Here is a 24956-nt window from a genome sequence, read left to right as displayed (position 1 = left end):
GCATCATCCTCAACACGGCAGACCCGGTCCTACGATCAGATACCCACCCGGGGTAGGGTTCCGCCCATGACGCGCCCTGCCCTGCGCACCGACCGGCGAGCAGCCCGGTGGCCCCGGCTGCTGCTGCTCGCTGCGCTGCTCCTGGGCATCGTCACCATGCACACCCTGGGCCATCCGAGTCGGTCCCACACCATGGAGGACGCGGCTCCGGCCGTCGCCGTTGCCTCGGCCGGGCGTGCCGCCGACCACACGCCGGTCCACGCGCCGGGCCACGCGTCCGCCGACAGGGCGGACACAGTCGCGGGCGCGGTCGCGGACACAGTCGCGGGCGCAGGCGCAGGCGCAGGCGCAGGCATGGTCACGGGCCCTGGCGCGGGCACGCTCACCGTCCCGGCGCACGCTTCCCACGACCGGGGGCCCGCCGCCGAGTCCCCGCCGCCCGGCTCCGGCATGGACCCCATGTCGGTGTGCCTGGCCGTGCTCGGCGGACTCACCCTGCTGATCCTGGGCGCCGGACCGGCCGGCCTCCGCGACGCCGCGCCGCTCGGGGGTGCGGCCCGCGGGCCGGGCCGGTCCGGCGGGCCGGACCCGCCCTCGCCCCGCGAACTCCTCACGAGGCTGGCGGTACTGCGCGTATAGCGACGGGCCCGCTGCCGCCCCCGCATGCCTGCACGCGCCCCGCGCGCCGGGCCCGAGCAGCGGCAGCAGACGGCGCCCATCTGCTCTTACGACCACACCACGAGGTGCTTCCATGCGCTCTCTTCCCAGCCGTCCCACCCGCCGCGCCGTTCTCGGCGCCTCCGCCGCCCTCGCCGGTTCGGCGCTGCTCGCCGCCTGCTCCGACGGCTCCAACGGCTCCGGCCCGGACCACGGCTCCATGAACCACGGCGGCTCCTCCCCCGCCGCCTCGCCGGGCGGCTACGTCGACCCCGCCGGGCCCGAGGTCCAGGCCGCCGAGGCGGCCCGCAAGGCCGCCGGACCGGTCTCCGAGGTCAAGCTGACGGCCACCGCCACCCCGCTCGACCTGGGCGGCGGGCTCACCGTCCGCTCCTGGGCGTACGGGGACCGGCTGCCCGGCCAGGAGGTCCGGGTCACCGCGGGCGGCACCCTCGCCCTGACCCTGGCCAACAACCTCCCGCAGGCCACCTCCCTGCACTGGCACGGCCTCGCCCTGCGCAACGACATGGACGGGGTCCCGGGCCTGACCCAGCGGGATATCGCGCCGGGCGGGTCCTTCACGTACAGGTTCGCCGTCCCGAACCCGGGGACGTACTGGTTCCACCCGCACTCGGGCGTCCAGCAGGACCGCGGCCTGTACGCCCCGCTCATCGTCGAGGACCCGAAGGAGCCCCTCTCGTACGACAAGGAGTGGGTGGTGGTCCTGGACGACTGGGTCGACGGAGTCGACGGCTCCACCCCGGACGCGGTCCTGGCCGAACTCCGCAAGGGCATGGACATGCGGTCGGGCGGCGGGCACGCGGGCCACGGCGGCGCGGCCTCGCAGCCCCCGGCCGGCGGCGGGCCCTCGCGCCTGCTCATGGGCGGGGAGAGCGACGTCCTCGGCAAGGACCCGGGCGATGTCGCGTACCCGCACTACCTGGTCAACGGACGGACGGCGCAGGACCCGTCGGTCTTCACGGCCAAGCCCGGCGACCGCATCCGGCTGCGGATCGTCAACGCGGGCGGGGACACCGCCTTCCGGATCGCCCTCGGCGGCCACGAACTGACGGTCACCCACACCGACGGCTACCCGGTGGAGCATGCGAAGGCCGGCTCGCTGCTGCTCGGCATGGGCGAGCGGTACGACGTACTGGTCACTGCGCAGGACGGGGTGTTCCCGCTGACCGCGCTCGCCGAGGGCAAGGAGGGCAAGGGCGGGCCGGCATCCGCGCTCGCCCTGCTGCGCACGGGGGCGGGGGCGGCGCCCACCGCCGCGACCCGGCCCGCCGAGCTGGCCGGGAAGCCGCTGACGGCGGACCGGCTGCGCGCCGCCGAGCCCGCCGTACTGGCGGCGCGCGAGCCCGACCGGACGATCGGGATCAAGCTGACCGGGGGGATGGAGAAGTACGACTGGGCCTTCGACGGCAAGCCGTACACGGCCGACCAGCGGCACCCGGTGAAGGCGGGCGAGCGGGTCCGGCTGGAGTTCAACAACTCGACAACGATGTGGCACCCGCTGCACCTGCACGGGCACACGTTCGCGCTGGGCGGCGGCCGGGGCGGCGCGCGCAAGGACACCGCGCTGATCCTGCCGAACGGGAGTCTGACGGTCGACTTCGACGCCGACAACCCCGGTCTGTGGATGGTGCATTGCCACAACGTGTACCACGCGGAGGCCGGGATGATGACGGTGCTCGGGTACCGGCGGTAGCCGCTGCGCGGGGTTCGGCCCCCGGCCTGCGGGCCGGGGGCCAAACCCCCTTGGAGCGATGCGGGGCGCATGGCAGGCTTGGTGATCACCGCGCACACCACCCCCCGTGAGGACTTCCGCCAGGTATGAGCACGCCCCCGAACCCGCCCAGCAGCCCGTCCGGTCCGCCGACGGAGCCCGCGGGCACGCCCATACCGGAGCCGGCCTCCGCACCCTCCGCACCCTCCGCGCCCGAGCCGGCGCAGCCGCTGTCGCTCCAGAAGTCCCCGGAGCCGGAGCCGACGCCGCAGCCCGCCCCGCAGCCCGCCCCGGAGCCCGCGCCGACGCCGGAACCCGAAGCGCAGCCCGAGCCGGCCGCGGCCCCCGCGCCGCAGCCCGAGCCCATACCCGCCCCCGCGCCCGCGCCCGTCGACGCCTTCGCGCCGCCCGCGCCCACCGACGGCTTCGCGCCGCCGACCGCGCCCCTGCACGCGGCTTCCCCGGCCCCCTCGTTCGGCGCGCCCATGCCGCCCGGCGGTCCCGGTGCGCCCGTGCCGCCCGCCAACCCCTGGGGTGCCCACGCCGGCCCCGGCGCCGGTCCCGGCAACCCGTGGGGCGCGCCCGCCCGGCCCGCCACCAACGGCCTGGCCGTCGCCGCCCTGGTCATCGGCATCGCCGCCGTGGTCCTGGGCCTCATCCCGTTCGTCTTCTGGGCGGGCGGCCTCCTCGCCGTCGTCGGCACCGGCATCGGCATCGGCGCCCTCGTCCGCGCCTCGGGCGGCGCCGGGCGCAAGACGATGGCCGTCGTCGGCACGGTCCTCGCCGTACTCGGCCTCGGCGCCTCGGTCGGCGGCTTCCTCCTCACCGGCCTCGTCATCGAGAAGGTGGCCGACGACCGGCTCGACGACGACTGGGACCCGCCGGCCGACCTCCGCCGGAGCATGCCGCCGACCCCGAAGGCCTCGCCGACGCCTTCGCCCTCGCAGGTCCCCGGCATGACGACCCCGCTGCCGTTCGGCGAGACGTACACGTACCCGAACGGCATCAAGGTGACCCTCTCGACGCCGAAGAAGTACGTCACGAAGAGCAGGTACTCCCAGGTCGGCAATGCGGTCGAGATGACGCTCACCATCACCAACGGCTCGTCCGCCGCGCACAACGTCATCTACGCGATGCCCAACGTCCGCGACGAGAAGGGCATGACCGCCAAGCTCGTCTTCGACGGCGACGTCCCGAAGATGATCAAGGGTGACATCCTGCCGGGCGAGTCCGCCAGCGGGGTCGTGGCCTTCGAGGTGCCCGAGGGCACGGAGCGCATCAGCGCCGACATCTCGCCCGGAATCATGATGCCGAACGCGAAGTTCAGCGGCTCGATCGGCTGACGCAAACGCACGAGAAGTGCGGGGCCCAGGACATCGCGTCAGAAAGACGATTAGACTGGGCCCCGTGCCTCAACTTCGCCTCGCTCTGAATCAGATCGACTCGCAGGTCGGCAACATCGCCGCCAATGCCGACTCGGTCGTCCACTGGACCCGGCACTCCGCCGAGCAGGGCGCCCACCTGGTGGCGTTCCCGGAGATGATGCTGACCGGGTACCCCGTCGAGGACCTCGCCCTGCGCGGCTCCTTCGTCGACGCCTCCCGTACGGCGCTGCTCGAACTCGCGGAGCGGCTGGCTGCCGAGGGCTTCGGCGAACTGCCGGTCGTCGTCGGCTACCTCGACCGCTCCGGGAAGGCCGCCCCGCGGCTCGGCCGCCCCGCCGGCTCCCCGGAGAACGCGGCCGCCGTGCTGTACGGAGGGAAGGTCGTCCTCCGCTTCGCCAAGCACCACCTCCCCAACTACGGCGTGTTCGACGAGTTCCGCTACTTCGTCCCCGGCGACACCCAGCCGGTGATCCGGGTGCGCGGCGTCGACGTGGCCCTGGCGATCTGCGAGGACCTCTGGCAGGAGGGCGGCCGCGTCCCGGCCACCCGCTCCGCCGGGGCCGGCCTGCTGATCTCCGTCAACGCCTCCCCGTACGAGCGCAACAAGGACGACCTGCGCCTCGAACTGGTCCGCAAGCGCGCCCAGGAGGCCGGCTGCACCCTCGCCTACCTGGCCATGATCGGCGGCCAGGACGAGCTGGTCTTCGACGGCGACTCGATCGTCGTCGACGACGGCGGCGAGGTCATCGCACGCGCCCCGCAGTTCTCCGAGGGCTGCGTCCTCGTCGACCTCGACCTGCCCGCGGCGCGTGCCGACGCCCCCGAGGGCGTGGTCGACGACGGCCTGCGGATCGACCGCGTGGTCCTCTCCGAGGAGCCGGTGGAGCCGTACGAGCCGGTGGTCACCGGCGGTTACGCCGACCGCCTCGACGACGACGAGGAGATCTACGACGCGCTGGTCGTGGGCCTGCGCGCGTACGTCAAGAAGAACGGATTCCGCTCCGTCCTGATCGGGCTCTCCGGCGGCATCGACTCCGCGCTGGTCGCCGCCATCGCCTGCGACGCGATCGGCGCGCAGAACGTGTACGGCATCTCGATGCCCTCGAAGTACTCCTCGGACCACTCCAAGGGCGACGCGGCCGATCTGGCCGACCGGACCGGCCTGAACTTCCGTACGGTGCCGATCGAGCCGATGTTCGACGCGTACATGGGCTCGCTGGGCCTGACCGGCCTGGCGGAGGAGAACCTCCAGTCCCGGCTGCGCGGCACGATGCTGATGGCGGTCTCCAACCAGGAGGGCCACATCGTGCTGGCCCCGGGCAACAAGTCGGAGCTGGCCGTCGGCTACTCCACCCTGTACGGCGACTCGGTGGGCGCGTACGGCCCGATCAAGGACGTCTACAAGTCGGACGTGTTCCGGCTCGCGCAGTACCGCAACCGGGCCGCGGCCGAGCGCGGCGAGACCCCGCCGATCCCGGAGAACTCGATCGTGAAGCCGCCGAGCGCCGAACTGCGCCCGGGCCAGGTGGACACGGACTCGCTGCCGGACTACCCGGTGCTGGACGCGATCCTGGAGCTGTACGTGGACCGCGACCAGGGCCTGGAGGCGATCGTCTCGGCCGGATTCGACCGCGAGCTGGTCGCCAGGACGCTGCGGATGGTGGACACGGCGGAGTACAAGCGCCGCCAGTACCCGCCGGGCACGAAGATCTCCGCGAAGGGCTTCGGCAAGGACCGCCGGCTGCCCATCACGAACGGCTGGCGCGAACAGGCGTAAGGGGTGTCCGGCGAAGGGGCCCCGCCGCCGATGCGGCGAGGCCCCTTCCGGAACAGGTGCGGGTTACTTCTTCACCGTCAGCCGCGCAGCGATCGGCAGGTGGTCGCTGCCGGTGCGCGGGAGGGTCCAGGAGGCCTCCGGCGTGATCCCGCGGACCATGATCTGGTCGATGCGGGCCATCGGGAACTGGGCCGGCCAGCTGAAGCCGAATCCGTCGCCCGCGGCGCCCTGGGTGGAGCGCATCTGCGAGGTGACCTCGGACAGGGAGCGGTCGTTCATGGTGCCGTTGAGGTCGCCGAGCAGGATGACCTTCTTCAGCGGTTCGGCGGCGAGCGCGGCGCCCAGGGCCCCGGCGCTGTTGTCGCGCTGGTTGGCGGTGAATCCGGCGTTGAGCTTGACCCGGACGGAGGGCAGGTGGGCGGCGAAGACGGCCATCTGGCCGTACGGGCTGTCCACGGTGGTGCGCATGGCGCGGGTCCAGCCCATCTTTATGTCGACGGGCGCGGCGGCGCTCAGCGGGTACTTGCTCCACACGCCGACCGTGCCCTCGACGGAGTGGTACTTGTACGTGCCCGCCAGGGCCTCCTCGTAGACGGGGACGACGCTGCCCTTGAGCTCGGTCAGGGCCAGGATGTCGGCCCCGGACTTCGCGACCCGGGCTGCGGTGCCGCGCGGGTCGGGGTTGTCGGCGTCGACGTTGTGGGTGGCGACCATCAGGTTGCCGCCGGAGCCGGACTTGTCGAGGACCAGGCTGCCGAAGAGGTTCACCCATACGACGGCCGTCAGCAGTATCGCGATCAGCGCGGTGGCGGACTTGCGGACGACGGCGGCGACGAGCAGGAGCGGCACGGCCAGCCCCAGCCAGGGCAGGAACGTCTCGGTGAGGCTGCCGAGGTTGCCCACGTCGTTCGGCAGCTCGGCGTGGAAGATCATGACGAGCGAGGTCAGGGCGGCCAGGGCCGCGGTCACGATCCCGCGCCGCCAGATGCCCCGGTCTCTGCGCAGCCCGGCCAGTCGGCGCCGGAGGCGGGATCCGGAGGGCTCGGGCTCCGAGCCGCCGTTCCCCGTCTCCGTCATGTACGCCTGTGCCATGCCACTGCCCTCGCTGCCGTGCTTGCGCTCCGTCCCCGCTCCTTGACCCTAGGCGATGGACGCAGCCTTCCGTGCCGTTGTTCCGGCCGTACGTCCGGGAGGACGAACGGCCGTGTGGCCGAGGTTCCGCTTGTCACGAAACGCGTACATTGGCTCTCGCGCGCGTCGAACCGCCGCGGAGGGGACCATGAAGGGGCCAGGAGTGGTCCTGGTGTGAGCCAGGAGTGTGACGCACAGGTCTTCGCGCCACTTTCGCCACGGCCCGGGCAGGTGCCACCATGGTGGGTGAGTCCGGGGACGCCGTAAGGGCGCCTCGAGATGACATCAAGGAGCAGTTGCAATGACGCATGCCGTTTCGCCTGCCCGCGAAGCCGCCTCCCCCACCCTGTACGGAGGCACGGGCACCCGGCGGATCACCGTCCGCGACCTCACCCTCGCCAAGGAGCGCGGCGAGAAGTGGCCCATGCTCACCGCCTACGACGCGATGACCGCGTCCGTCTTCGACGAGGCCGGCATCCCGGTCATCCTCGTCGGTGACTCCATGGGCAACTGTCACCTCGGCTACGACTCCACCGTCCCGGTGACGATGGACCAGATGACCATGCTCTCGGCGGCCGTCGTACGCGGCACGAGCAGGGCCCTGGTCATCGGCGACATGCCGTTCGGCTCGTACCAGGAAGGCGCCGTGCAGGCGCTGCGCAGTGCCACCCGCCTCGTGAAGGAGGCCGGCGTCGGGGCCGTGAAGCTGGAGGGCGGCGAGCGCTCGCTGCACCAGACCGAGCTGATCGTGCAGTCCGGCATCCCCGTCATGTCCCACCTGGGCCTGACCCCGCAGTCCGTGAACGCCATGGGCTACCGGGTGCAGGGCCGCGGCGACGAGGCCGCGCACCAGCTGCTGCGCGATGCCAAGGCGGCGCAGGACGCGGGCGCCTTCGCGGTGGTGCTGGAGCTGGTTCCGGCCGAGCTGGCCGCCGAGGTCACCCGGTCCCTGCACATCCCGACGGTCGGCATCGGCGCGGGCGCGGAGTGCGACGCGCAGGTGCTGGTGTGGACCGACATGATGGGCCTGACCGGCGGGAAGATGCCGAAGTTCGTGAAGCAGTACGCGAACCTCCGCGCGACCATGGGCGACGCGGCGAAGGCCTTCGCCGAGGACGTGGTCGGCGGAACGTTCCCGCAGGCCGAGCACAGCTTCCACTGATCGAATAGGCGCCCCGTCCGACAGCCCGCCGACGCGTCGTCGGCGGGCTGTCGGTTGCCTGTCGGTTGCCTGTCGGTCCGCTGTCGGTGCGTTGTCGGTGGCGGGTGGTCCCATGTGCCCATGACGCGAAACGACAAGAATCCCCTGAACGGCTCGAACGCCGTCGAGGTACGGGGACTGGTCAAGCACTACGGCGAGACCAAAGCCCTGGACGGTGTCGACCTGGACGTCCGCGAGGGCACCGTCCTCGGGGTCCTCGGGCCCAACGGCGCCGGCAAGACCACCCTCGTGCGCTGCCTCTCCACCCTGATCGTCCCGGACGCCGGGACCGCGAGCGTCGCGGGCTACGACGTGGTCCGCCAGCCGCGGCAGCTGCGCCGCACCATAGGCCTGACCGGCCAGTACGCCTCGGTCGACGAGAAGCTCTCCGGCTGGGAGAACCTCTACATGATCGGCCGGCTGCTCGACCTGTCCCGCAAGGACGCCCGGTCGCGCGCCGACGAGCTGCTGGAGCGCTTCTCGCTCACCGACGCCGCCAAGAAGGCCGCGATGAACTACTCCGGCGGCATGCGCCGCCGGCTCGACCTGGCCGCCTCCATGATCGGCCGCCCGGCCGTGCTGTACCTGGACGAGCCGACCACCGGCCTGGACCCCCGTACCCGCAACGAAGTGTGGGACGAGGTGCAGCGGATGGTCGCCGAGGGCGTCACCGTCCTGCTCACCACCCAGTACATGGAGGAGGCCGAGCAGCTCGCGAGCGAGCTGACGGTCATCGACAAGGGCAAGGTCATCGCCAAGGGCAAGGTCGACGAGCTGAAGGCCCGGGTCGGCGGCCGGACACTGAAGATCCGCCCCGCCGCCGCGTCCGACCTGCCGGGCATGGCCCGTGCACTGGCGGAGGCCGGGCTCGACGGCGTGGCCGGTTCGCAGGCCGTGCCGGACGAGGGCGTGCTGCTGGTCCCGATCCTGAGCGACGAGCAGCTGACCGCCGTGGTCGGCCTGCTGGCCGCCCGCGGGTACGCGATCGCCGATCTCGGCACGTACCTGCCCAGCCTGGACGAGGTGTTCCTGGCCATCACCGGCCAGCGGCCCACCTCCGTCGAGGATTCCGTTCCCACCGAGAAGACCGAGGAGGTCGCGCCATGAGCACCGTAACCACGACGAAGCCCGCTCCCACCGCGCCCGGTCCGGCCCCGGTGGACGTCCGCTCCGACGAAGGCCGGATCGGCCTGCGGGCCAACCTGCGGCACATCGGCGCCCTGGTGCGCCGCAACGCGCTGCAGATCAAGCAGGACCCCGAGTCGATGTTCGACGTCCTGCTCATGCCGATCATCTTCACCCTGCTGTTCGTGTTCGTCTTCGGCGGCGCGATCTCCGGCAAGGGCCAGCAGGAGGCGTACGTCAACTACGTCGTCCCGGGCCTGATGGCCATGATGGGCATGAACATCGCCATGGGCGTCGGCACCGGCGTCAACGACGACTTCAAGAAGGGTGTGATGGACCGCTTCCGGTCCATGCCGATCGCCCGGTCGTCCGTCCTGATCGCCAAGATCGTCGTCGAGCTCGGCCGCATGATGGTCGCCATCGCGATCCTGCTCACCGTGGGCTTCATGCTCGGCCTGTCGATCAAGACCTCGGTGTTCGACCTGCTGCTGTCCATCGGCCTGTCGGCGGTCTTCGGCGCCTCGCTGATGTGGATCTTCATCCTGCTCGGTCTGACCATGAAGACCGCGCAGGCCGTCCAGGGCATGGCGATGCTGGTCCTGATGCCGCTGCAGTTCGGCAGCTCGATCTTCGCCCCGCCGTCGACGATGCCCGGCTGGCTGCAGACCTTCACGGACTACAACCCGCTGTCCAACCTGGCGGACGCGGCCCGTGGCCTGATCAGCGGCGGTGCGGTCGCCCACCCGGTGACGGTGACGCTGATCTGGTCGGTGGCCATCACGGCGGTCACCATGCCGCTCGCGGTCCGCAAGTTCCGCCAGAAGACCTGACCCGGGACGACCGGTCCGTTCCGGATCGCGTCCCGGACGGGCCCCGCACGGGGGCCGGGTCAGATGAGGGCGGTGGCCTCCTCCAGGGTGAGGCCACCGCCTTCGGCGTATGCGGACTCGTACGCGGCGTCGCCGAGCGCGGCGCGCGTCAGCTCCTCGGCCCGGGCGGCGTCCTCGCGTTCCGTGCTGACCGGGAAGTGCCGGGGCGGCAGGTGGGCCCGGTACGCGCCGAGCAGCCGGGCGGCTTCGTAGGCGTGCTGCGGGCCGCCGAGGCCGGCGCGGGAGAGGGCCGCCGTCATCAGGTACACGGCGGGCATCTGCGGGGCGACCATCAGGGCGAGCGGGTCCTGGGCGGTCCCCATGGCCTGCCGGAGCATGGCGAGGGCCTCCGTGTACTTGCCCTCCCGGTTCTCCAGCCAGGCCATCGTGCCGAGCAGGAACCCGTCGAAGATGGCGAACGCGCCGAACGCGAACTCTTCGCGCAGCAGCTGGAGCTGGCGGCGGGCCTCGGGGATGCGGCCGGTGCGGCCGTAGATCCCCGCGAGGAACATCAGGGCGGCCGGCATCGCCTCGTTGCCGTAGGTGAAGGGGGTGCTCAGGACCCCGGTGAGGGTCTCCTCGGCCTCGGCGAGCTCGCCGTTCTCGACGAGGGTCCCGGCCATCCGCACGCGCAGGACCGTGACCTGGGACGGGGCGCCGAGCCGCTCGGCGTGCTCGATCGCGGACCGGTAGTCCTCGGCGGCGGCCGCGTACTCGCCCCGCTTCTCACGTGCTTCGGCGCGGGCGGAGAGGGCCTCGGCGCAGCCCCAGTCGTCGCCCAGCGACTCGAAGAGGGCGTGGCTCTCGTCGGCGTCGCGGGCCGCGTCCCCGGACCAGGCGGCCCGGTTGGCGAGCCAGTTGGCCCTTACCTGGAGGGTGGCGGCCAGCTCCCAGCGGTAGTCCAGCTTCCGTGCGGTGTCGACGGTGGTGTCGAGGACCTGCTGGAGCAGTTCGGAGTTCCCGGCGATCATCACGGCGTAGATCCACAGGCCCGCGGGGGTCCGGCAGGTCTGCGGCAGACCGGGCCGGTAGGCGGCGAGGATCCCCTCGATCTGGTCCCGGACCTCGGGCGCGTTCCAGCTCTCGTTGGTCTGGTCGCGCGAGGCGAGCTGGATCAGCCGGATCCCGCGCCAGGCCTCGGTGAGCAGTTCCCCGCCGTACGGCGGGGGCGCGTCCACGAGCTGTGCGTTCACCGGCTCGGCTGGGGTGACGGGCGCGGCGAAGGGGTCGGGGCCGAGCTCGCCGGCGGCGTCGGACCAGTGCCGGGCCTCGGCGCGCAGGTCGTGCATCTGCCAGTACCAGGAGAGGGAGTGGACCAGGCAGAGCACCTCGTCGGTGTCGCGGGCGGCGACGGCGCGGCGCAGGGCGGTACGGAGGTTCTCGTACTCGGCGGCGAACCGCTCCGTGGCCTCGCGCTGGCGGCGGCCGCGCAGCAACGGCTCGGTGGTGCGGGCGAGTTCGCGGTAGTACGTGAGGTGGCGGCGCTCGGTGTCGGCGCGGTCCCCGGCGGCCTCGGCCAGCCGCTCGGCGGCGTACTCGGCGACGGTCTCGAGGAGCCGGTAGCGCATGCCGCCGCCCTGGCCCGGGGCGGCGACGACGAGGGACTTGTCGACGAGGGAGCCGAGGACGTCGAGGGTGTCGGGGTCGGCGCACACGGCTTCGGCGGCGGCCACGTCGCAGCCGCCGGCGAAGACGGAGAGCCGGCGCAGGACGGCGCGCTCGGGCTCGTCCAGCAGGTCCCAGGACCAGTCGACGACGGCGCGCAGGGTCTGCTGGCGGGGCAGCACGGTACGGGCGCCGCTGGTCAGGAGCCGGAACCGGTCGTCGAGGCGGTCGGCGATCTGGCGCGGGGTGAGCAGCCGCAGCCGGGCCGCGGCCAGCTCGATGGCGAGCGGCAGCCCGTCGAGGCGGCGGCAGATCTCGGCGGCGGCGGCCGGGTCGTCCTCGACGCTGAACCCGGGCCGGGCGGCGGCCCCCCGGTCTCCCAGGAGCCGGAGCGCGACGGGGTCGGGCAGCGGTTCCACCGGCCGCAGCAACTCCCCCGGCACGCCGAGGGGTTCGCGGCTGGTGGCCAGGATCCGGACGCCGGGGCAGCGCGCGAGGAGTTCCTCGGCCAGCTCGGCGGCGGCGCCGACGACGTGCTCGCAGTTGTCCAGGATCATCAGCATCCGCCGCCGCGCGCAGTGCTCCGCGAGCCGGTCGAGGGGCTGGTCCCCGGCCCGGTCGGTCAGCGCCCGCAGCTCCTCGGCGGCGGCGCCGCGCAGCTTGGTCTCCCGCGCGCCGAGCGCGGTGAGCGCGGCCTCGGCGACGTCCTCGGGATCGTCCACGGGAGCCAGCTCCACGAACCAGACGCCGTCGGGCCAGGCCACGGCGGCGCGCTCGGCGGCCTCCTGGGACAGCCGTGTCTTCCCGGCCCCACCGGGCCCGAGCAGCGTCACGAGCCGGGCCCGCGCCAGATCCTCCCGGATGACCCGGATATCCCCCTCCCGCCCCACGAAACTGGTCAACCGCACCCGCAGGTTCCCCTGCCCGGTGGGTACGGGGCCACCGGCCGGCTCGGCGCCCGGCCCCCGGCCCGGCTGCGCCGGGCCGGGGGCCGGAGGCTGCGCGCCGCGCGGGGCGGAGGGCGGTGCCGGGCTCGGGGCCGGGGCCAGGAGGGATGCGTGGAGGGCTTGGAGGGCGGGGCCCGGGCTGGTGCCCAGGCGGGTGGCGAGGGTGCGGCGGACGGTGTCGTAGGCGGCCAGTGCCTCCGCCGGGCGGCCCGCGTCCTGCATTGCGCGGATCCGCAGGACCTGGAGCGGCTCGTCCAGCGGGCGCTGCTCGCACAGGGCGGTCAGCTCCGGGAGGGCGCGCTCGGCCTCGCCCAGGGCCAGGGCCGCCGCGAGCCGGCCCCGGCGCGCGTCCAGGCGTACGGCCTCCCACCGGGCGGACTCGGCCGCCGGGTCCGGCAGATCCGCCAGTGCCGGACCGCGCCACAGCGCCAGGGCCTCGTCGTACAGGGCGGCCGCCTCGGCCGGGTCCTGCGCCGCGGCTCCGGCCCGCGCGAGCCGCTCGAAGCGGTACAGGTCGACGTCCTCGCGCGCCGCGACCAGCAGGTATCCGCCCTCCGCCGACCGCACCGCCCCGTGTCCCAGCGCCCTGCGCAGCCGGGCCACCAGTGCCTGCAGCGCGGCCGGCGCATCCGCCGGCCCGTCCCCGTCCCACACCTCGCCCACGAGCAGGTGCACCGGCACCGCCCGCCCCGGGCGCAGCGCGAGCGCCGTCAGCAGCGCCCGCAGGCGCGCTCCGCCGACGGCGACGGGGGTCCCGTCGTCGCGGATGGCCTGGGCCTTGCCGAGAATCGCGTAACGCACCGGCCCATTGTCGCTGGCCCCACCCCCGGCCCCGTACTCCTTTTGGCCCCGTGTCCGGGTAGGTTTCGCCGCATGGGTCATCAGGGCGTCCGCAGCGAGCGGCAGATCAGTTCCGTATTCCTCGGCATCTTCGCCGTCATGGCGGTCACCGGTTGGGCCGTGTGGACGGGGTACTCGACGAGCACCGGGCTCGCCGTGTTCCTCTTCGTCACCTCGGCCTGGATCGTCTCGCTCTGCCTGCACGAGTACGCGCACGCCCGCACGGCCCTGCACAGCGGCGACCTCTCGGTCGGGGCCAAGGGCTACCTGACGCTGAATCCGCTGAAGTACACGCACGCGCTGCTCAGCATCGTCCTGCCGGTGATCTTCGTGATCATGGGCGGACTGGGCCTGCCCGGCGGCGCCGTGTACATCGAGCGCGACCGGATCCAGGGCCGCTGGAAGCACAGCCTGATCTCGGCGGCGGGCCCGCTGACCAACGTGGCCTTCGCGATCGTGTGCACGGCGCCGTTCTGGCTGAACGCCCTCGACGGCGTCCCGCTGCCGTTCCGCTTCGCGCTCGCCTTCCTCGCGCTGCTCCAGGTCTCGGCGGCGATCCTGAACTTCCTGCCGGTCCCGGGCCTGGACGGCTACGGGATCATCGAGCCCTGGCTCTCGTACCGGATCCGCCGCGAGGTGGCGCCGCTGGCGCCGTTCGGACTGATCGCGGTCTTCGCGCTGCTGTGGATCCCGGAGGTCAACGAGTCCTTCTTCGACGTGGTGCGCAATCTGCTGTCCACGCTGGGCGTGTCCGACCTGGAGACCTACTGCGGCCGCGACCTCTACCGCTTCTGGCAGGACGCGAACGGCTACTGCACGGCCCCGCAGTCGTAGGACCGCGCCTGCCTAGCCCGCTGAGCGCGCGGCCTTCTCGGCCTTCGCCTTGCGCAGGTAGTACCAGGCCATGTTGGACGTGAGCCCGGCCAGCAGCACCCAGATGATCCCCAGGAAGCTGCCCTCCACGAAGGCGACCACGGCCGCGGCCACGGACAGCGCGCAGACGACGATGGCGAACAGGGCAAGGCGGGGCATGGGGAACAGCTCCTCGGCGACACGGAACGGGGTCGAGCCCCACCAGTGTCCCCCATGCCCTGCAGTGCTCCCGTAAAGCCCCGCGCATTCCGCTTCCGACCCCCCGGCGACGCCGACGTCTCGGTGCTCCTCGGGTGGTGGCGCACCTGGGCCCCGTCGAGGCGCACGCCGGCAGCCGCCGGGGCTGACGGAGTCCCCTGTGACCGGCGGCCGCTTCAAAGGCCGCCGGGCACAGGGGCGGCCGCCTCAGACGTCCGTGACGCGCAGGCCCGTGTGGGCCTTGTAGCGGCGGTTGGCGGAGATCAGGTTGGCGACCAGGGACTCCACCTGGTGGGCGTTGCGCAGGCGGCCCGCGAAGACCCCGCGCATGCCCGGGATACGGCCGGCCAGGGCCTGCACGATGTCCGTGTCGGCGCGGGATTCGCCGAGGACCATCACGTCGGTGTCGATCTCCTCGACGGACTCGTCCTGGAGCAGGACCGCCGAGAGGTGGTGGAAGGCCGCCGTCACCCGGGAGTCGGGGAGCAGGGCCGCGGCCTGCTGGGCCGCGCTGCCCTCTTCGACGGGGAGGGCGTACGCGCCCTGCTTGTCGAAGCCGAGCGGGTTGACGCAGTCCACCACGAGCTTGCCCGCGAGGTCCTCGCGGAGGGCTTCGAGGGTCTTGGCGTGGCCCTCCCACGGCACCGCGATGATCACGATGTCGCTGCGGCGCGCGCACTCGGCGTTGTCCGCGCCCTCCACGCCGAGGCCCAGTTCGTCGGCGGCGCTCTGCGCGCGGTCGGCGGCGCGGGAGCCGATGATCACCTTCTGGCCGGCCCGGGCGAGCCGGTAAGCCAGGCCCCGGCCCTGGTCGCCGGTGCCGCCGAGGACGCCGACGACGAGGCCGGAGACGTCCGGCAGGTCCCACGGGTCCTTGGCCGGCGCCTTGGCCGGCGCCGTCGCGGGGGAAGTCTGAGTGCTGTCTGAGGAGGTCATGGGGGCGAGGGTAATGCCGGGATCCGCAGAGTCGAACGGGGACGGGGCCGCACCCGGCCGGGCGAAGCGGGGCGAAGCGCTCCCGTATGTCCCTTCCGTGCGGCAGGATGCCGATATGGACGCCGTGAGGGTCGCGCTGCTGCGTGAGGTGCTCGCCGGTACGCAGTGGCCCGGTGCCGCGCGCCGCTTCGCCGGATCGCTGCGGCGCTCCGTCGCACCGGCCGGCGGGAATCTGCTGCTGGTGGGGACCGAGCAGTACGAGCCCTGGCACCTGGCGGCGCACCTGGTGGACGAGGCCGCCTGGTCCGGGCTGCCGGAGCTGGCGCCCACGCTCGTACGCCACCGCGTGCTGCCCGGGGAGCCGGCGCACCTGTCGGTGGGGCTGGGCCGGCTGGAGGCGGCCCGGCGCGGGCACACCCTGCTGGTGGTGGCGCCGCAGGAGCCCGGGGCGGGGCTGCTGGAGCGGCTGCACGACGCCCGGCGCGCGGGGGCGACCGTACTGTGCCTGGACGGTGGGGATCCGGATCTCGCCGCGCTCGCGCACGACGCCCTGTCCGTACGGGAAGGGGCCGGCGAGCTGGACCTGGACACCGTGCAGCACCTGGTCAGCGCGGCGGCCGGGGAGAACGGCCTGCCGGTGCAGCGCGGGCCGCGGCGGCTGCGGGACCGGCTGGCGCGGCTGGCCGACCGGCTGACCGCGCCGCCGCCCAGCCGCTGGTAGACCTTCGGGCCCCCGGCCCTACGGGGCGGCCGTGCCCTCGTCCTCGTCGCGGGACTTGTCGTTCCACCTGGGGTCGGTCTCCCATTCGAGGTTGCGTTCCTGCGCGCTCGCCATGGCGCGGGCCGCCTCTTCCGGCGACTCGTACGGGCCGAAACGGTCCTTCGCCGGGCACTCCGGGCCTTCCTCGACCTTCTGGTGGACCAGGCAGTAGTACCACTCGCCGGGTTTGCCCACCTGACGCTTCTTGAACAGGGCCATCGTCCTCGGGCTCCTCTCGATACCTCTCGATACCGCTCTCTGCCGCCATGCTGCCCCATCCCCGCTGGATACACTCGCTTGCATGTCTGGCCAGTCGCTGCTCGTACCAGGCGAGCTCTCTCCCGCCCGTTCCGTTCCCGGAAACATCCGCCGGCCCGAGTACGTGGGCAGGCCCGCGCCCACTCCGTACACCGGACCGGAGGTGCAGTCGGCCGCGACCATCGAGGCCATGCGCACCGCCGGCCGGATCGCCGCCCAGGCGATGGAAGAGGCCGCCAAGCTGATCGCCCCGGGGGTGACCACCGACGAGCTGGACCGGGTCGCGCACGAGTACATGTGCGACCACGGCGCCTACCCGTCGACGCTGGGCTACCGGGGCTTCCCGAAGTCCCTGTGCTCCTCGGTCAACGAGGTCATCTGCCACGGCATCCCCGACTCCACCGTCCTGCGCGACGGCGACATCGTGAACCTCGACGTCACCGCGTTCATCGGCGGCGTGCACGGCGACAACAACGCCACGTACCTGTGCGGTGAGGTGGACGAGGAGTCGCGGCTGCTGGTGGAGCGCACCCGCGAGGCCCTGAACCGGGCGGTCAAGGCCGTGAAGCCGGGCCGCCAGATCAACGTGATCGGCCGGGTCATCGAGTCGTACGCGAAGCGCTTCGGCTACGGCGTGGTCCGGGACTTCACCGGGCACGGCATCAACTCGTCCTTCCACTCCGGCCTGATCATCCCGCATTACGACAGCCCGCACGCCACGACGGTCATCGAGCCCGGGATGACCTTCACGATCGAGCCGATGCTGACCCTGGGCACGCACGAGTACGACATGTGGGCCGACGGCTGGACCGTCGTGACGAAGGACCGCAAGCGCACCGCGCAGTTCGAGCACACACTGGTGGTGACGGACACGGGAACCGAGATCCTCACCCTGCCGTAGACGCCGGAGAGCCGGAGTACCCGTCGGGGAATCTCCGCCGGAGGCGTTTTACCGACAAGACGTCGGGAAGACATTGACTTAGGTAAGCCTAAGCACGAGGATCGGGCGTGGCGGACGTGCCGTCACGCCCGGCGGGCCCGCCCGCCTCCTCGTCCCGTCTCCGGAGGATTGTCTTGGACGCCTTCTCTACGGTCATCCGCGTCGCGTCGCACGAGCAGCACACCGAGGCAGAGACCTCGACCTTCATGAGCGACCTGCTCGGCGGCCGGCTCGGGGTGGACGCGTACACCCGCTACACCGAGCAGCTGTGGTTTGTGTACCGGGCCCTGGAGGACGCGGCCGAGTCCCTGAGGGACGACCCGGTGGCCGGCCCGTTCATACAGCCCGAGCTCATGCGCGTCGCCGAGATCGAGCGCGACCTGGCACACCTGCGCGGGCCGTCCTGGCGCGAGACCCTGATCGCGCTGCCCGCCACCGAGTCCTACGCGGCCCGCGTGGCGCAGTGCGCGGCCACCTGGCCCGGCGGGTACGTCGCGCACCACTACACCCGCTACCTGGGCGACCTCTCCGGCGGCCAGATCATCCGCGACAAGGCGGAGCGGACGTGGGGCTTCACGCGCAAGGGCGACGGTGTCCGGTTCTACGTCTTCGCGGACATCGCCAATCCCGCGGCCTTCAAGCGGACCTACCGCGAGCTGCTGGACGCGATCGCCGCGGACGACCTGGAGAAGCAGCGCATCATCGACGAGTGCAAGCGCGCCTTCGACTTCAACGGCGCGGTCTTCCGCGAACTGGGCAGGGAGTTCCCGCTGAGCGCCTGACGCGCTCCGGTCTCCACCGCGGCGTCCGCACCGGGTCGGTGCGGACCCCGCGGTGCGCGCCTACTCGGTCCGCGCCTCGGGCAGCTTCGCGAAGCGGACGCGGCCGCCGATCTCGACGGTGCCGTCCGGGCCGGGCGCGGTGAGGATCTGGGAGCCCGCGCCCTGGGTGATGTTCAGGGCGCGGTTCAGCTCGGCGGTCAGCAGTATCGCGGCCGATCCGGTGGCCTCGTCCTCGGCGATGACCCCGTCGGGGCGGCGCGGGAAGCCGCGGGCCCGGATGCGGCCCGCGGTCTCGTCCTCCCAGGCCCAGGCGTACAGCCAGCCCTCGCCGGGCGGCGGCGCGGGCAGCGCGTCGACCTCGGCGGGGCTCGCGTACTGCTCGGTGCGCTTGCCCTCGACCCACTCGGGGAGGGCCGTGATCCAGGTGAACTCCCCGTCGTCACGGGCCCATACGGAGCCGGCCGGCGGCTGGAGCTCCTCCACGTCGAGCAGCCACGCGACCCCGACCAGCGGATGGCCGGCGAAGGACATCCGCGTCCCGGGTGTGCGGATGTCGACGACCCCACGCTCGGGGTCGTCGACGAACACCGTCTCGCTATAGCCGAGTTCGGCGGCCAGTGCCTGCCGCGACGCATCGTCGGGGCAGGTCCGGCCGTCACGGACGACGCCGAGCAGGTTGCCGTGCCGCCCGTCCCCAGCGCAGAAGACCTTGAGCACATCGAGATCGTTCACGCTGGAATTGAAACACGGTTCAGATCTGGACGGCGCGCCGCCTGCGTGCAAGGAAGACCGCGCCGGCACCGGCCGCGACGACCGCACCCGAAGTGGCGAGCAGGGCTCCGGCCGGGACTTCGGCGCCGGTGCTGGCGAGGCTCCCGCCGACGGTGGCGGCCGCGACCCCCGTACCGCCCGTGCTGCCGGCGTTCGGGGTGGGGCCGCCCGTCGGGAGGGTGGCGTCCTTGTCCACCGCCACGGAGAGGCTGAGCGGGTCGACCGCGTCCCCGGCCTTGTACATGGAGCCGGTGGTGTCGTTGGCGAAGGAGGCCGCGCCCTCGGCGGTGAAGGCGGCCGGAACGGCGTTCAGCGCCAGTACGCCGCCCTTGGTCTTGTAGTCCGTCTTCGACAGGTCGAGCGTGGCGAACGGGACGTCCGTCCTGCTGCCGGAGGCGTTCTTGACGTCCATGTAGAGGGTGCCGGTCTTGCCGGCGGCGGCGACGCGGGGGTTGGCGAAGGTCATGTCGATGCCGTGGGCCGCGTACTGGAAGCGGAGGCTGCCCTCGAAGGAGGCGTTCAGCGTCTGCTTCTTCGCGTCGAGTTCGCCCTTTCCGAGGGCGAACTCGAAGAGATCGCCGTTCTTGGCGGCGCCGCCGGCCGGGGTGATCGAGCCCGCGCTCAGGACGTACTTGCGGAAGGACTCCTTCACGCCCCACGTCAGCTTGGCGCTGAGGATCTTCTGCGGGCCGTCGGCCGGAACCGTGGGCGTTGCGGAGGGGGTCGCCGACTCCGTCGGGGTCGGGGACGGGGACTCCGACTTCGTGGGGGTCGGTGAGGGGGCGGGCGGGGCGGGCTTCTCGAACTCCAGCTTCGCGGTGAGCGGGTCACCCGCCTTGTTCTCGTACGAGGCCGAACCGAGCGCGTCCGCGGCCTCCTTGGTGAGGGTGGTCGCGAGGCCGTTCATCGACTGGCCGGCGAAGGCCACCGCAGCCAGCGGCACGTCCTGGGTCGTGGCGCTGCCCTTGGTGACGTCCGCGGTGACTTTCTTGGTGCCGGTGTCGATGCGGAAGTCCGAGAGCTTGACCTCGAAGCCGTGGCCGGCCGGCGGGGCGGGCGAGGAGAAGGTGACGCTGCCCTTGAAGGCGGCCTTCACGACGTGGCCGGCGGCGGGCTCGTACTGTCCGGTCGGCTCGCCGAGGCGCAGGCTGCCGTCCTCGTTCTGCTTGGCGCCGTCCGCCACGGTGATGGTGCCCTTGGCCATGCCGGTCACGTAGGCGCGGTAGCTGGCGAGCACACCCCAGTCGAGGGTGCCGCCGACGATCTTCACCGGGGCCGTCGGGGGACCGTCCGCCGCCGTGGCGGGCAGGACGAAGGCGGTGGCGCCGAGTGCGGCGGCGGTGGCAACGGCGGCCGCGAGGACGAGCGGACGGCGGTGGGACGAGGACATTGCAGGGGCCTCCTGAAAGGCGACGGGGGGTGGCTGACGGGGTGAGGTGCAAGGGCTGCCGGGGCGGGCGGGCAGGCGGTCAGGGCTTGGGCTGCTGCGCGTCCGCGGACCCTGCCGGGCCGGCCGAGTCGGCCGGTGCGGCCGCGGCGGCCGCGGCGGCCTCCGTACGGCGGTTGCGACTCAGCACGAGGTAGGCCGCGCCGCCGGCCAGGACCAGGACGGCCACCCCGAGGGCGGCGTACAGCCCGGTGTTCGAGGACTCCCGCTCCTTCGCGGCGGGAGCGGCGGACGCGCCGGGGGCCGCAGGCGCGGCGGGCGAGGCCGTGGAGCCCAGGTCGGGCAGGGCCGGCAGCTTGGCAGTGGCGTCGAGTGCGACGGCGAGCGAGACGGGGTCCATCTCGGTGCCCGCCGCATACATGGAAGAAGTGGCCATGGATGTGAAGGCCTGCGAGCCGTCCTCGGTGAGGATGGCCGGGGCTTCGGTGAGGGTGGCGAGGGCGCCCTCGGTCTTCAGCCCCCTGGCGTCGAACTCGACGAGCGCGACGGCGTTCTTCGTCTCGCCGCCGGTGGTGACGTCGGCGGACAGGACGCCCTTGCCGTTCTCCACCTTGACGCCCAGCTTGCCGAGCTTCAGGTCCAGATGGGCGCCGGTGAAGTGGATGGTGCCGGCGAAGGCGGCGTCGAGGGTCCCCTTCCGGCCGTCGTACGCGCCCTTGCCCTGCGGGAAGCGGAACAGCGCGCCGCCGTCCTGGGCCCCCTCGGCGAGGGTCCACTTGCCCTGGCCGACGGAACCGGTGACGTACTCGCGGAACGTGCGCCGGACACCCCAGTCGACGGCGGCGTCGGCGAACGCGCCCAGGGCGGCCTGCGGGTCCTGCGAGGTCTGGGCCGGGGCGCTCGGGGACGGCGGGGTCTCGGCGGCCGGGGCGGCCTTGACGTCGGCGGAGAGCGAGACGGGGTCGAGCTGGGCGCCCGCCGAGTAGTAGCCCGCGAAGGCCTCGGCGCCCTGGTCGGTGAGGGTGGCCGGGATGTTGGTCAGGGCGATCGGGCTGCCGCCGCCCTTCATGTCGACGCCACCGAGGCCGAGGGTGGCGAAGGGCACCTGGGTCCGGGTGGTGACCGCGCCGGTGTCCTTGGCCTTGCTGGAGACGTCCGCGTAGAGGGTGCCGCTGCCGCCGTTGATCTTGATGGTCGGGCGGCTGACCGTCAGGTCCAGTTCGTACGAGCCGTCCGGCTTCTGGTGGCCCTGGAAGCCGACGCCGCCGGTGAAGGCGGCCTCGAAGGCGCCGGTGTCCGGATCGTAGGAACCGGTGGCCGAGTGGAAGCGGAACAGGCTGCCGCCGACCGTGGCGGCACCGTTCTTCAGCTTGAAAGAGCCTTTCGCGACCGGGCCGGTGACATAACTCTGGAAAGACGACTTGATGCCCCAGTCGAGCCGGCCCCCCTGCACGGTGCGGCCGGCCGCATGGGCGGCGGTGACCGGGAGCAAGGCGCCCAACAGGGCCGCCAGGGCCGCCAACAGGGCGACTGCGGATGCGCGGGCGGGTCGCGAGGGCATGAATGTCCCTTCCGGGTCTGGTTAATAAGGTTAGGCTAACCTAAGCTACCTCCAGTCGGAGGGGAACCCCCGACTCCCCGGAACCTCAGCCCGACCTCCAGCCGGACGATCAGGACGGTGCCTTCGTGCCTACGCCCGCCGCGTCAACCCGCGCCCCCCGCCGCGCCCTTGCCCTCGCGCTCACCTTCTCCGCGCTGGCACTGGCCGCCCTGACGGGGTGCGCAGGCACGTCCGCCACCGGACCCGGCGCCGCCGCCCGCCCCGCCGCCGCGCCGGACCGCGTGGAGCCGCTCTCCCCGGCGCCACTGCCGGCGCTCCCGGTGACCGTGCCCTCCGCGGACGGCCGCGAGGTGACGGTGACCTCGACGGAGCGGGTGGTCCCGCTGACGGGCAGCCTCAACGAGATCGTCCAGACGCTGGGCCTCGGCCCCCAGGTCGTCGCCCGCGACATCACGGCCACGTTCGAACAGGCCGCGCAGCTGCCGGTGGTGACCCGGGGCCACGACGTCTCGGCGGAGAGCGTGCTGTCGCTGCGCCCGACGCTGGTACTGGCCGAGACCACCTCCGGCCCGGCCGAGGCGATCGGGCAGATCCGCGACGCTGGCATCCCGCTGCTGGTGGTGGCTCCGGCCAAGTCGCTGGAGGACGTACCGAAGCGGATCGCGACGGTGGCCGGCGCGCTGGGCGTCAAAGACGCCGGGGCGCAGCTGAACCAGCGCACCGCGGACCGGATCTCCGCCGCCCGCAAGGCAATCCCCGCCGATGCGGCCACCGGGAAGAAGGCGCGGGTGGCCTTCCTGTACCTGCGCGGCACCGCGTCCGTGTACCTGATGGGCGGCTCCGACTCGGGCGCGGCCTCGCTGCTCGAAGCGGCCGGCGCCGTGGACACGGGCAAGGAATCGGGGCTCGGCAAGGACTTCACGCCGATCACGAGCGAGGCACTGGCGGCTGCCGCACCCGACGCGATCCTGGTGATGTCCAAGGGGCTGGAGTCCGTGGGCGGTAGGGACGGCCTGGTGAAGATCCCGGGCGTCGCACAGACCCCGGCGGGGATGGACCGGCGGGTCGTCACCGTCGACGACGGCGTGCTGTTGAACTACGGCCCCCGGACCGACCAGGTGTTGAGCTCGCTGATCTCCCAGCTGTACGGAAAGACCGCGTGACGTGACGGGACGGAACACAGGTGCGGCCGAGTTGTCGGGGGCCGGCTCCCGAACGGCTGCGCCGCAGACGCCGGCGGAGCCGGATCTGCCCCAGGCGGGCAAGGCACCCCGCCGCACCGGTGCCTGGCTGATCGTGGCGTTGGTGCTCGTGCTCGGCGGGCTGGCGTTGGTGTCCGCCGGGGTCGGAGCCTACGGAATTCCGGTCGGGGACGTGCTCGGCTCCGTGCAGCACCGGCTGGGGCTCGGCGGAGCCGCGCTCGACCGGGTCGGCGAGAGCGTGCTGTGGAACGTACGGCTCCCCCGGGTGGTTCTCGCGCTGCTCGTCGGCGGGAGCCTGGGCTGCGCGGGGGCCCTGATGCAGGGGGTGTTCGGGAATCCGCTCGCCGAGCCCGGCGTCATCGGGATCTCCGCGGGCGCCGCCGTCGGCGCGGTGGCCGCCATCGGACTCGGGCTCAGCTTCTTCGGCAACTGGACCGTCACCGCCTGCGCGTTCGTCGCCGGGCTCGTCACCGTCGGCTCCGTCTACCTCCTCTCCCGCAACGGCGGCAGGACCGAGGTCGTCACGCTCATCCTCACGGGCATCGCCGTCAACGCCTTCGCCGGCGCCCTGATCGGCCTGTTCGTCTTCTTCGCGGACAGCGGCCAGGTCAACCAGATCACCTTCTGGCAGCTCGGCTCCCTCGCCCAGGCCACCTGGCCCAAGGTGCTCGCCGTCGTGCCCTGCGCGCTCGCCGGCCTGTTGGTCGCCCCCTTCTACGCCCGCAAGCTGGACCTGCTCTCGCTCGGCGAGCGGCCCGCCCGCCATCTCGGCGTGGACGTGGAGCGGCTGCGCCGCACGCTCATCCTCGTCGTCGCGCTGCTCACCGCGGCCGCCGTCGCCGTGGCCGGTGTCATCACCTTCGTCGGGCTGCTCGTCCCGCATCTGCTCCGCATGGCGAACGGCCCCGGCCACCGCTTCCTGGTCCCGGGCAGCGCGCTGGCCGGCGCCGTGGTCCTGCTCGGCGGCGATCTGGCCGCCCGGACCATCGCCCGGCCCGCCGAGCTGCCGCTCGGTGTGCTGACCGCCCTGATCGGCAGCCCGTTCTTCTTCTTGCTGCTGCGTCGCACCCGCCGCAAGCAGGGAGGCTGGGCGTGAGCATCCCCTTCTTCCGGCGCAGCGGGCGCAGCGTCCCCGCCCGGCCGTCCCCCAGCGCCGCCTTCGCCGAGGCCGTCGGCCTCCACGTCCGGCTCGGCGAGCGCGCGGTGCTGGCCGGGATCGACCTGACCGCGCGGGCCGGCGAGGTGCTGGCCCTGGTCGGCCCGAACGGCGCCGGCAAGTCCACCCTGCTGGCCGCCCTCGCGGCCGATCTGCCCGCCGCCGAGGGCCTCGTACGGATCGACGGGCGCCCGGTGGGCGACTGGGCGGCCCCGGACCTGGCCCTGCGCCGGTCCGTGCTCCCCCAGTCCGCGGAGATGTCCTTCCCGTTCCCGGTGGGGGACGTCGTCCGGATGGGCCGCGCCCCCTGGGCAGGCACCCCGCTCGCCGGATCCGACGAGGAGGCGGTGGCCGCCGCCATGGCCGTGACGGAGGTGGCCGGCTTCGCCGCCCGCCCCTTCTCCGCGCTCTCCGGCGGCGAACGGGCCCGGGTCGCGCTGGCCCGGGTGCTGGCCCAGCAGGCCCCGCTGCTGCTGCTCGACGAGCCGACCGCCGCCCTGGACCTGCGCCACCAGGAGCTGGTGCTGCGGATCTGCCGGGAGCGGGCCGCGGCCGGGGACGCGGTGGTGGTCGTCCTGCACGACCTGGGCCTGGCCGCCGCGTACGCCGACCGGGCCGCCGTACTGCACGAGGGGCGGATCGCGGTGGACGGACCGCCGACGGAGGTGTTCGGGGACGAGCTGCTGAGCCGGGTCTACCGGCAGCCCGTCGAGGTCCTCCCGCATCCGCGGACCGGGGTTCCGCTTGTGGTCCCCGTACGGGACGACGCCCCTTCCGGCGTACGGAACGGCCACTTCGGCTTGACCTCTGCTTGACCTTCCCATGGGTTCCTGCTGAAGGTCCCGTGACGGCCCCGTGTCCGG

Annotated in this window: 22 protein-coding genes; 14 read left to right on the top strand and 8 right to left on the bottom strand. The window is 73.0% G+C overall.

Translation table 11 applies throughout. The features are described 5' to 3' along the window. The first annotated feature begins 66 nt into the window (after positions 1–66). The 4 genes from OHT74_RS26980 (at position 67) to OHT74_RS26965 (ending at position 5551) form a co-directional block, all read left to right on the top strand. A complete protein-coding gene (locus OHT74_RS26980; protein ID WP_328621648.1) occupies positions 67–639 on the top strand; it encodes a hypothetical protein in 573 nt (190 codons plus the stop codon). Between the two features lie 112 nt (positions 640–751). Then, a complete protein-coding gene (locus tag OHT74_RS26975) occupies positions 752–2371 on the top strand; it encodes a multicopper oxidase family protein (RefSeq protein WP_328621647.1) in 1620 nt (539 codons plus the stop codon). Between the two features lie 125 nt (positions 2372–2496). Then, positions 2497–3732, top strand: a complete 1236-nt coding sequence (locus tag OHT74_RS26970) for a DUF4190 domain-containing protein (RefSeq protein WP_328621646.1) — start codon at positions 2497–2499, stop codon at positions 3730–3732. A 64-nt stretch (positions 3733–3796) separates the two neighbouring features. Continuing rightward, the gene (locus OHT74_RS26965) at positions 3797–5551 is read left to right on the top strand and encodes an NAD+ synthase (protein WP_266667562.1); all 1755 of its coding nucleotides are present in this window, start codon (positions 3797–3799) and stop codon (positions 5549–5551) included. Between the two features lie 63 nt (positions 5552–5614). Here the strand turns inward: OHT74_RS26965 and OHT74_RS26960 are convergent, their stop codons facing one another. Next, positions 5615–6643, bottom strand: a complete 1029-nt coding sequence (locus tag OHT74_RS26960; protein WP_266667560.1) for an endonuclease/exonuclease/phosphatase family protein — start codon at positions 6641–6643, stop codon at positions 5615–5617. Between the two features lie 340 nt (positions 6644–6983). Here OHT74_RS26960 and panB point away from each other — a divergent pair, with 340 nt between their 5' ends. The 3 genes from panB (at position 6984) to OHT74_RS26945 (ending at position 9838) form a co-directional block, all read left to right on the top strand. Beyond that, complete coding sequence (panB, locus tag OHT74_RS26955) at positions 6984–7844, top strand: 3-methyl-2-oxobutanoate hydroxymethyltransferase (protein WP_266629775.1); 861 nt, start codon at positions 6984–6986, stop codon at positions 7842–7844. A 120-nt stretch (positions 7845–7964) separates the two neighbouring features. After that, entirely contained in the window at positions 7965–8990 is a 1026-nt protein-coding gene (locus OHT74_RS26950; RefSeq protein WP_328621645.1) for an ATP-binding cassette domain-containing protein, read from the top strand. Next, a complete protein-coding gene (locus OHT74_RS26945) occupies positions 8987–9838 on the top strand; it encodes an ABC transporter permease (RefSeq protein WP_266667554.1) in 852 nt (283 codons plus the stop codon). The genes OHT74_RS26950 and OHT74_RS26945 overlap by 4 nt, the downstream gene beginning before the upstream one ends. A gap of 59 nt (positions 9839–9897) precedes the next feature. Here the strand turns inward: OHT74_RS26945 and OHT74_RS26940 are convergent, their stop codons facing one another. Next, positions 9898–13230, bottom strand: coding sequence for an AfsR/SARP family transcriptional regulator (locus OHT74_RS26940; RefSeq protein ID WP_328621644.1), 3333 nt, complete (start codon positions 13228–13230; stop codon positions 9898–9900). Positions 13231–13302: 72 nt separating this feature from the next. On the opposite strand from OHT74_RS26940, the gene OHT74_RS26935 reads away from it, so the two are divergent. Continuing rightward, positions 13303–14103 carry a site-2 protease family protein gene (locus OHT74_RS26935; protein WP_328621643.1) on the top strand — a complete coding sequence of 267 codons (801 nt, stop codon included), beginning with the start codon at positions 13303–13305 and terminating at the stop codon, positions 14101–14103. Between the two features lie 12 nt (positions 14104–14115). Here OHT74_RS26935 and OHT74_RS26930 read toward each other — a convergent pair whose 3' ends face one another. Together OHT74_RS26930 and npdG are read right to left on the bottom strand one after the other, a co-directional pair. After that, positions 14116–14301 carry a hypothetical protein gene (locus OHT74_RS26930; protein ID WP_266667548.1) on the bottom strand — a complete coding sequence of 62 codons (186 nt, stop codon included), beginning with the start codon at positions 14299–14301 and terminating at the stop codon, positions 14116–14118. 246 nt (positions 14302–14547) lie between these two features. Continuing rightward, complete coding sequence (gene npdG, locus OHT74_RS26925; RefSeq protein ID WP_266667546.1) at positions 14548–15276, bottom strand: NADPH-dependent F420 reductase; 729 nt, start codon at positions 15274–15276, stop codon at positions 14548–14550. A gap of 115 nt (positions 15277–15391) precedes the next feature. On the opposite strand from npdG, the gene OHT74_RS26920 reads away from it, so the two are divergent. Then, a complete protein-coding gene (locus OHT74_RS26920) occupies positions 15392–15997 on the top strand; it encodes a hypothetical protein (protein WP_328621642.1) in 606 nt (201 codons plus the stop codon). A gap of 18 nt (positions 15998–16015) precedes the next feature. On the opposite strand, the gene OHT74_RS26915 is transcribed toward OHT74_RS26920, so the two are convergent. Further along, positions 16016–16255, bottom strand: a complete 240-nt coding sequence (locus tag OHT74_RS26915; protein WP_328621641.1) for a hypothetical protein — start codon at positions 16253–16255, stop codon at positions 16016–16018. 82 nt (positions 16256–16337) lie between these two features. On the opposite strand from OHT74_RS26915, the gene map reads away from it, so the two are divergent. Both map and OHT74_RS26905 read left to right on the top strand, forming a co-directional pair. Then, on the top strand, positions 16338–17195 hold the full coding sequence (gene map / locus OHT74_RS26910; RefSeq protein ID WP_328621640.1) for a type I methionyl aminopeptidase: 858 nt from the start codon (positions 16338–16340) through the stop codon (positions 17193–17195). A 173-nt stretch (positions 17196–17368) separates the two neighbouring features. Next, positions 17369–18016: a biliverdin-producing heme oxygenase gene (locus tag OHT74_RS26905; protein WP_328621639.1), complete on the top strand. Its 648-nt coding sequence runs from the start codon at positions 17369–17371 to the stop codon at positions 18014–18016. Positions 18017–18076: 60 nt separating this feature from the next. Here the strand turns inward: OHT74_RS26905 and OHT74_RS26900 are convergent, their stop codons facing one another. The 3 genes from OHT74_RS26900 to OHT74_RS26890 form a co-directional block, all read right to left on the bottom strand. Continuing rightward, complete coding sequence (locus OHT74_RS26900; protein ID WP_266667536.1) at positions 18077–18748, bottom strand: PhzF family phenazine biosynthesis protein; 672 nt, start codon at positions 18746–18748, stop codon at positions 18077–18079. Between the two features lie 19 nt (positions 18749–18767). Beyond that, complete coding sequence (locus OHT74_RS26895) at positions 18768–20177, bottom strand: HtaA domain-containing protein (protein ID WP_328621638.1); 1410 nt, start codon at positions 20175–20177, stop codon at positions 18768–18770. A gap of 79 nt (positions 20178–20256) precedes the next feature. Beyond that, entirely contained in the window at positions 20257–21735 is a 1479-nt protein-coding gene (locus OHT74_RS26890) for an HtaA domain-containing protein (protein WP_328621637.1), read from the bottom strand. Positions 21736–21860: 125 nt separating this feature from the next. Between OHT74_RS26890 and OHT74_RS26885 the strand changes: the two genes are divergently transcribed. The 3 genes from OHT74_RS26885 to OHT74_RS26875 all read left to right on the top strand — a co-directional run bounded on the left by OHT74_RS26885 (position 21861) and on the right by OHT74_RS26875 (position 24908). Further along, positions 21861–22898, top strand: coding sequence for a heme/hemin ABC transporter substrate-binding protein (locus OHT74_RS26885; RefSeq protein ID WP_328621636.1), 1038 nt, complete (start codon positions 21861–21863; stop codon positions 22896–22898). Between the two features lie 85 nt (positions 22899–22983). After that, the gene (locus tag OHT74_RS26880; RefSeq protein ID WP_328623400.1) at positions 22984–24033 is read left to right on the top strand and encodes a FecCD family ABC transporter permease; all 1050 of its coding nucleotides are present in this window, start codon (positions 22984–22986) and stop codon (positions 24031–24033) included. Between the two features lie 2 nt (positions 24034–24035). Continuing rightward, positions 24036–24908, top strand: a complete 873-nt coding sequence (locus OHT74_RS26875) for a heme ABC transporter ATP-binding protein (protein WP_443047732.1) — start codon at positions 24036–24038, stop codon at positions 24906–24908. Positions 24909–24956: the final 48 nt, after the last annotated feature.

The organism is Streptomyces sp. NBC_00354 (assembly GCF_036106915.1).
Taxonomy (GTDB): Bacteria; Actinomycetota; Actinomycetes; order Streptomycetales; family Streptomycetaceae; genus Streptomyces.
Note: the sequence above shows the minus strand (reverse complement) of the source record. Positions and strands in the feature narration are given on the sequence as shown.

Excerpts from the sequence above, each read along its gene's own strand:
- OHT74_RS26935 (WP_328621643.1), top strand. The coding sequence starts at position 13,303 with ATGGGTCATCAGGGCGTCCGCAGCGAGCGGCAGATCAGTTCCGTATTC.
- OHT74_RS26980 (WP_328621648.1), top strand. The coding sequence starts at position 67 with ATGACGCGCCCTGCCCTGCGCACCGACCGGCGAGCAGCCCGGTGGCCC.
- OHT74_RS26895 (WP_328621638.1), bottom strand. The coding sequence starts at position 20,177 with ATGTCCTCGTCCCACCGCCGTCCGCTCGTCCTCGCGGCCGCCGTTGCC.
- OHT74_RS26915 (WP_328621641.1), bottom strand. The coding sequence starts at position 16,255 with ATGGCCCTGTTCAAGAAGCGTCAGGTGGGCAAACCCGGCGAGTGGTAC.
- OHT74_RS26970 (WP_328621646.1), top strand. The coding sequence starts at position 2,497 with ATGAGCACGCCCCCGAACCCGCCCAGCAGCCCGTCCGGTCCGCCGACG.
- OHT74_RS26960 (WP_266667560.1), bottom strand. The coding sequence starts at position 6,643 with ATGGCACAGGCGTACATGACGGAGACGGGGAACGGCGGCTCGGAGCCC.
- OHT74_RS26950 (WP_328621645.1), top strand. The coding sequence starts at position 7,965 with ATGACGCGAAACGACAAGAATCCCCTGAACGGCTCGAACGCCGTCGAG.
- OHT74_RS26975 (WP_328621647.1), top strand. The coding sequence starts at position 752 with ATGCGCTCTCTTCCCAGCCGTCCCACCCGCCGCGCCGTTCTCGGCGCC.
- map (WP_328621640.1), top strand. The coding sequence starts at position 16,338 with ATGTCTGGCCAGTCGCTGCTCGTACCAGGCGAGCTCTCTCCCGCCCGT.
- OHT74_RS26890 (WP_328621637.1), bottom strand. The coding sequence starts at position 21,735 with ATGCCCTCGCGACCCGCCCGCGCATCCGCAGTCGCCCTGTTGGCGGCC.
- OHT74_RS26945 (WP_266667554.1), top strand. The coding sequence starts at position 8,987 with ATGAGCACCGTAACCACGACGAAGCCCGCTCCCACCGCGCCCGGTCCG.
- panB (WP_266629775.1), top strand. The coding sequence starts at position 6,984 with ATGACGCATGCCGTTTCGCCTGCCCGCGAAGCCGCCTCCCCCACCCTG.
- OHT74_RS26920 (WP_328621642.1), top strand. The coding sequence starts at position 15,392 with ATGGACGCCGTGAGGGTCGCGCTGCTGCGTGAGGTGCTCGCCGGTACG.
- OHT74_RS26930 (WP_266667548.1), bottom strand. The coding sequence starts at position 14,301 with ATGCCCCGCCTTGCCCTGTTCGCCATCGTCGTCTGCGCGCTGTCCGTG.
- npdG (WP_266667546.1), bottom strand. The coding sequence starts at position 15,276 with ATGACCTCCTCAGACAGCACTCAGACTTCCCCCGCGACGGCGCCGGCC.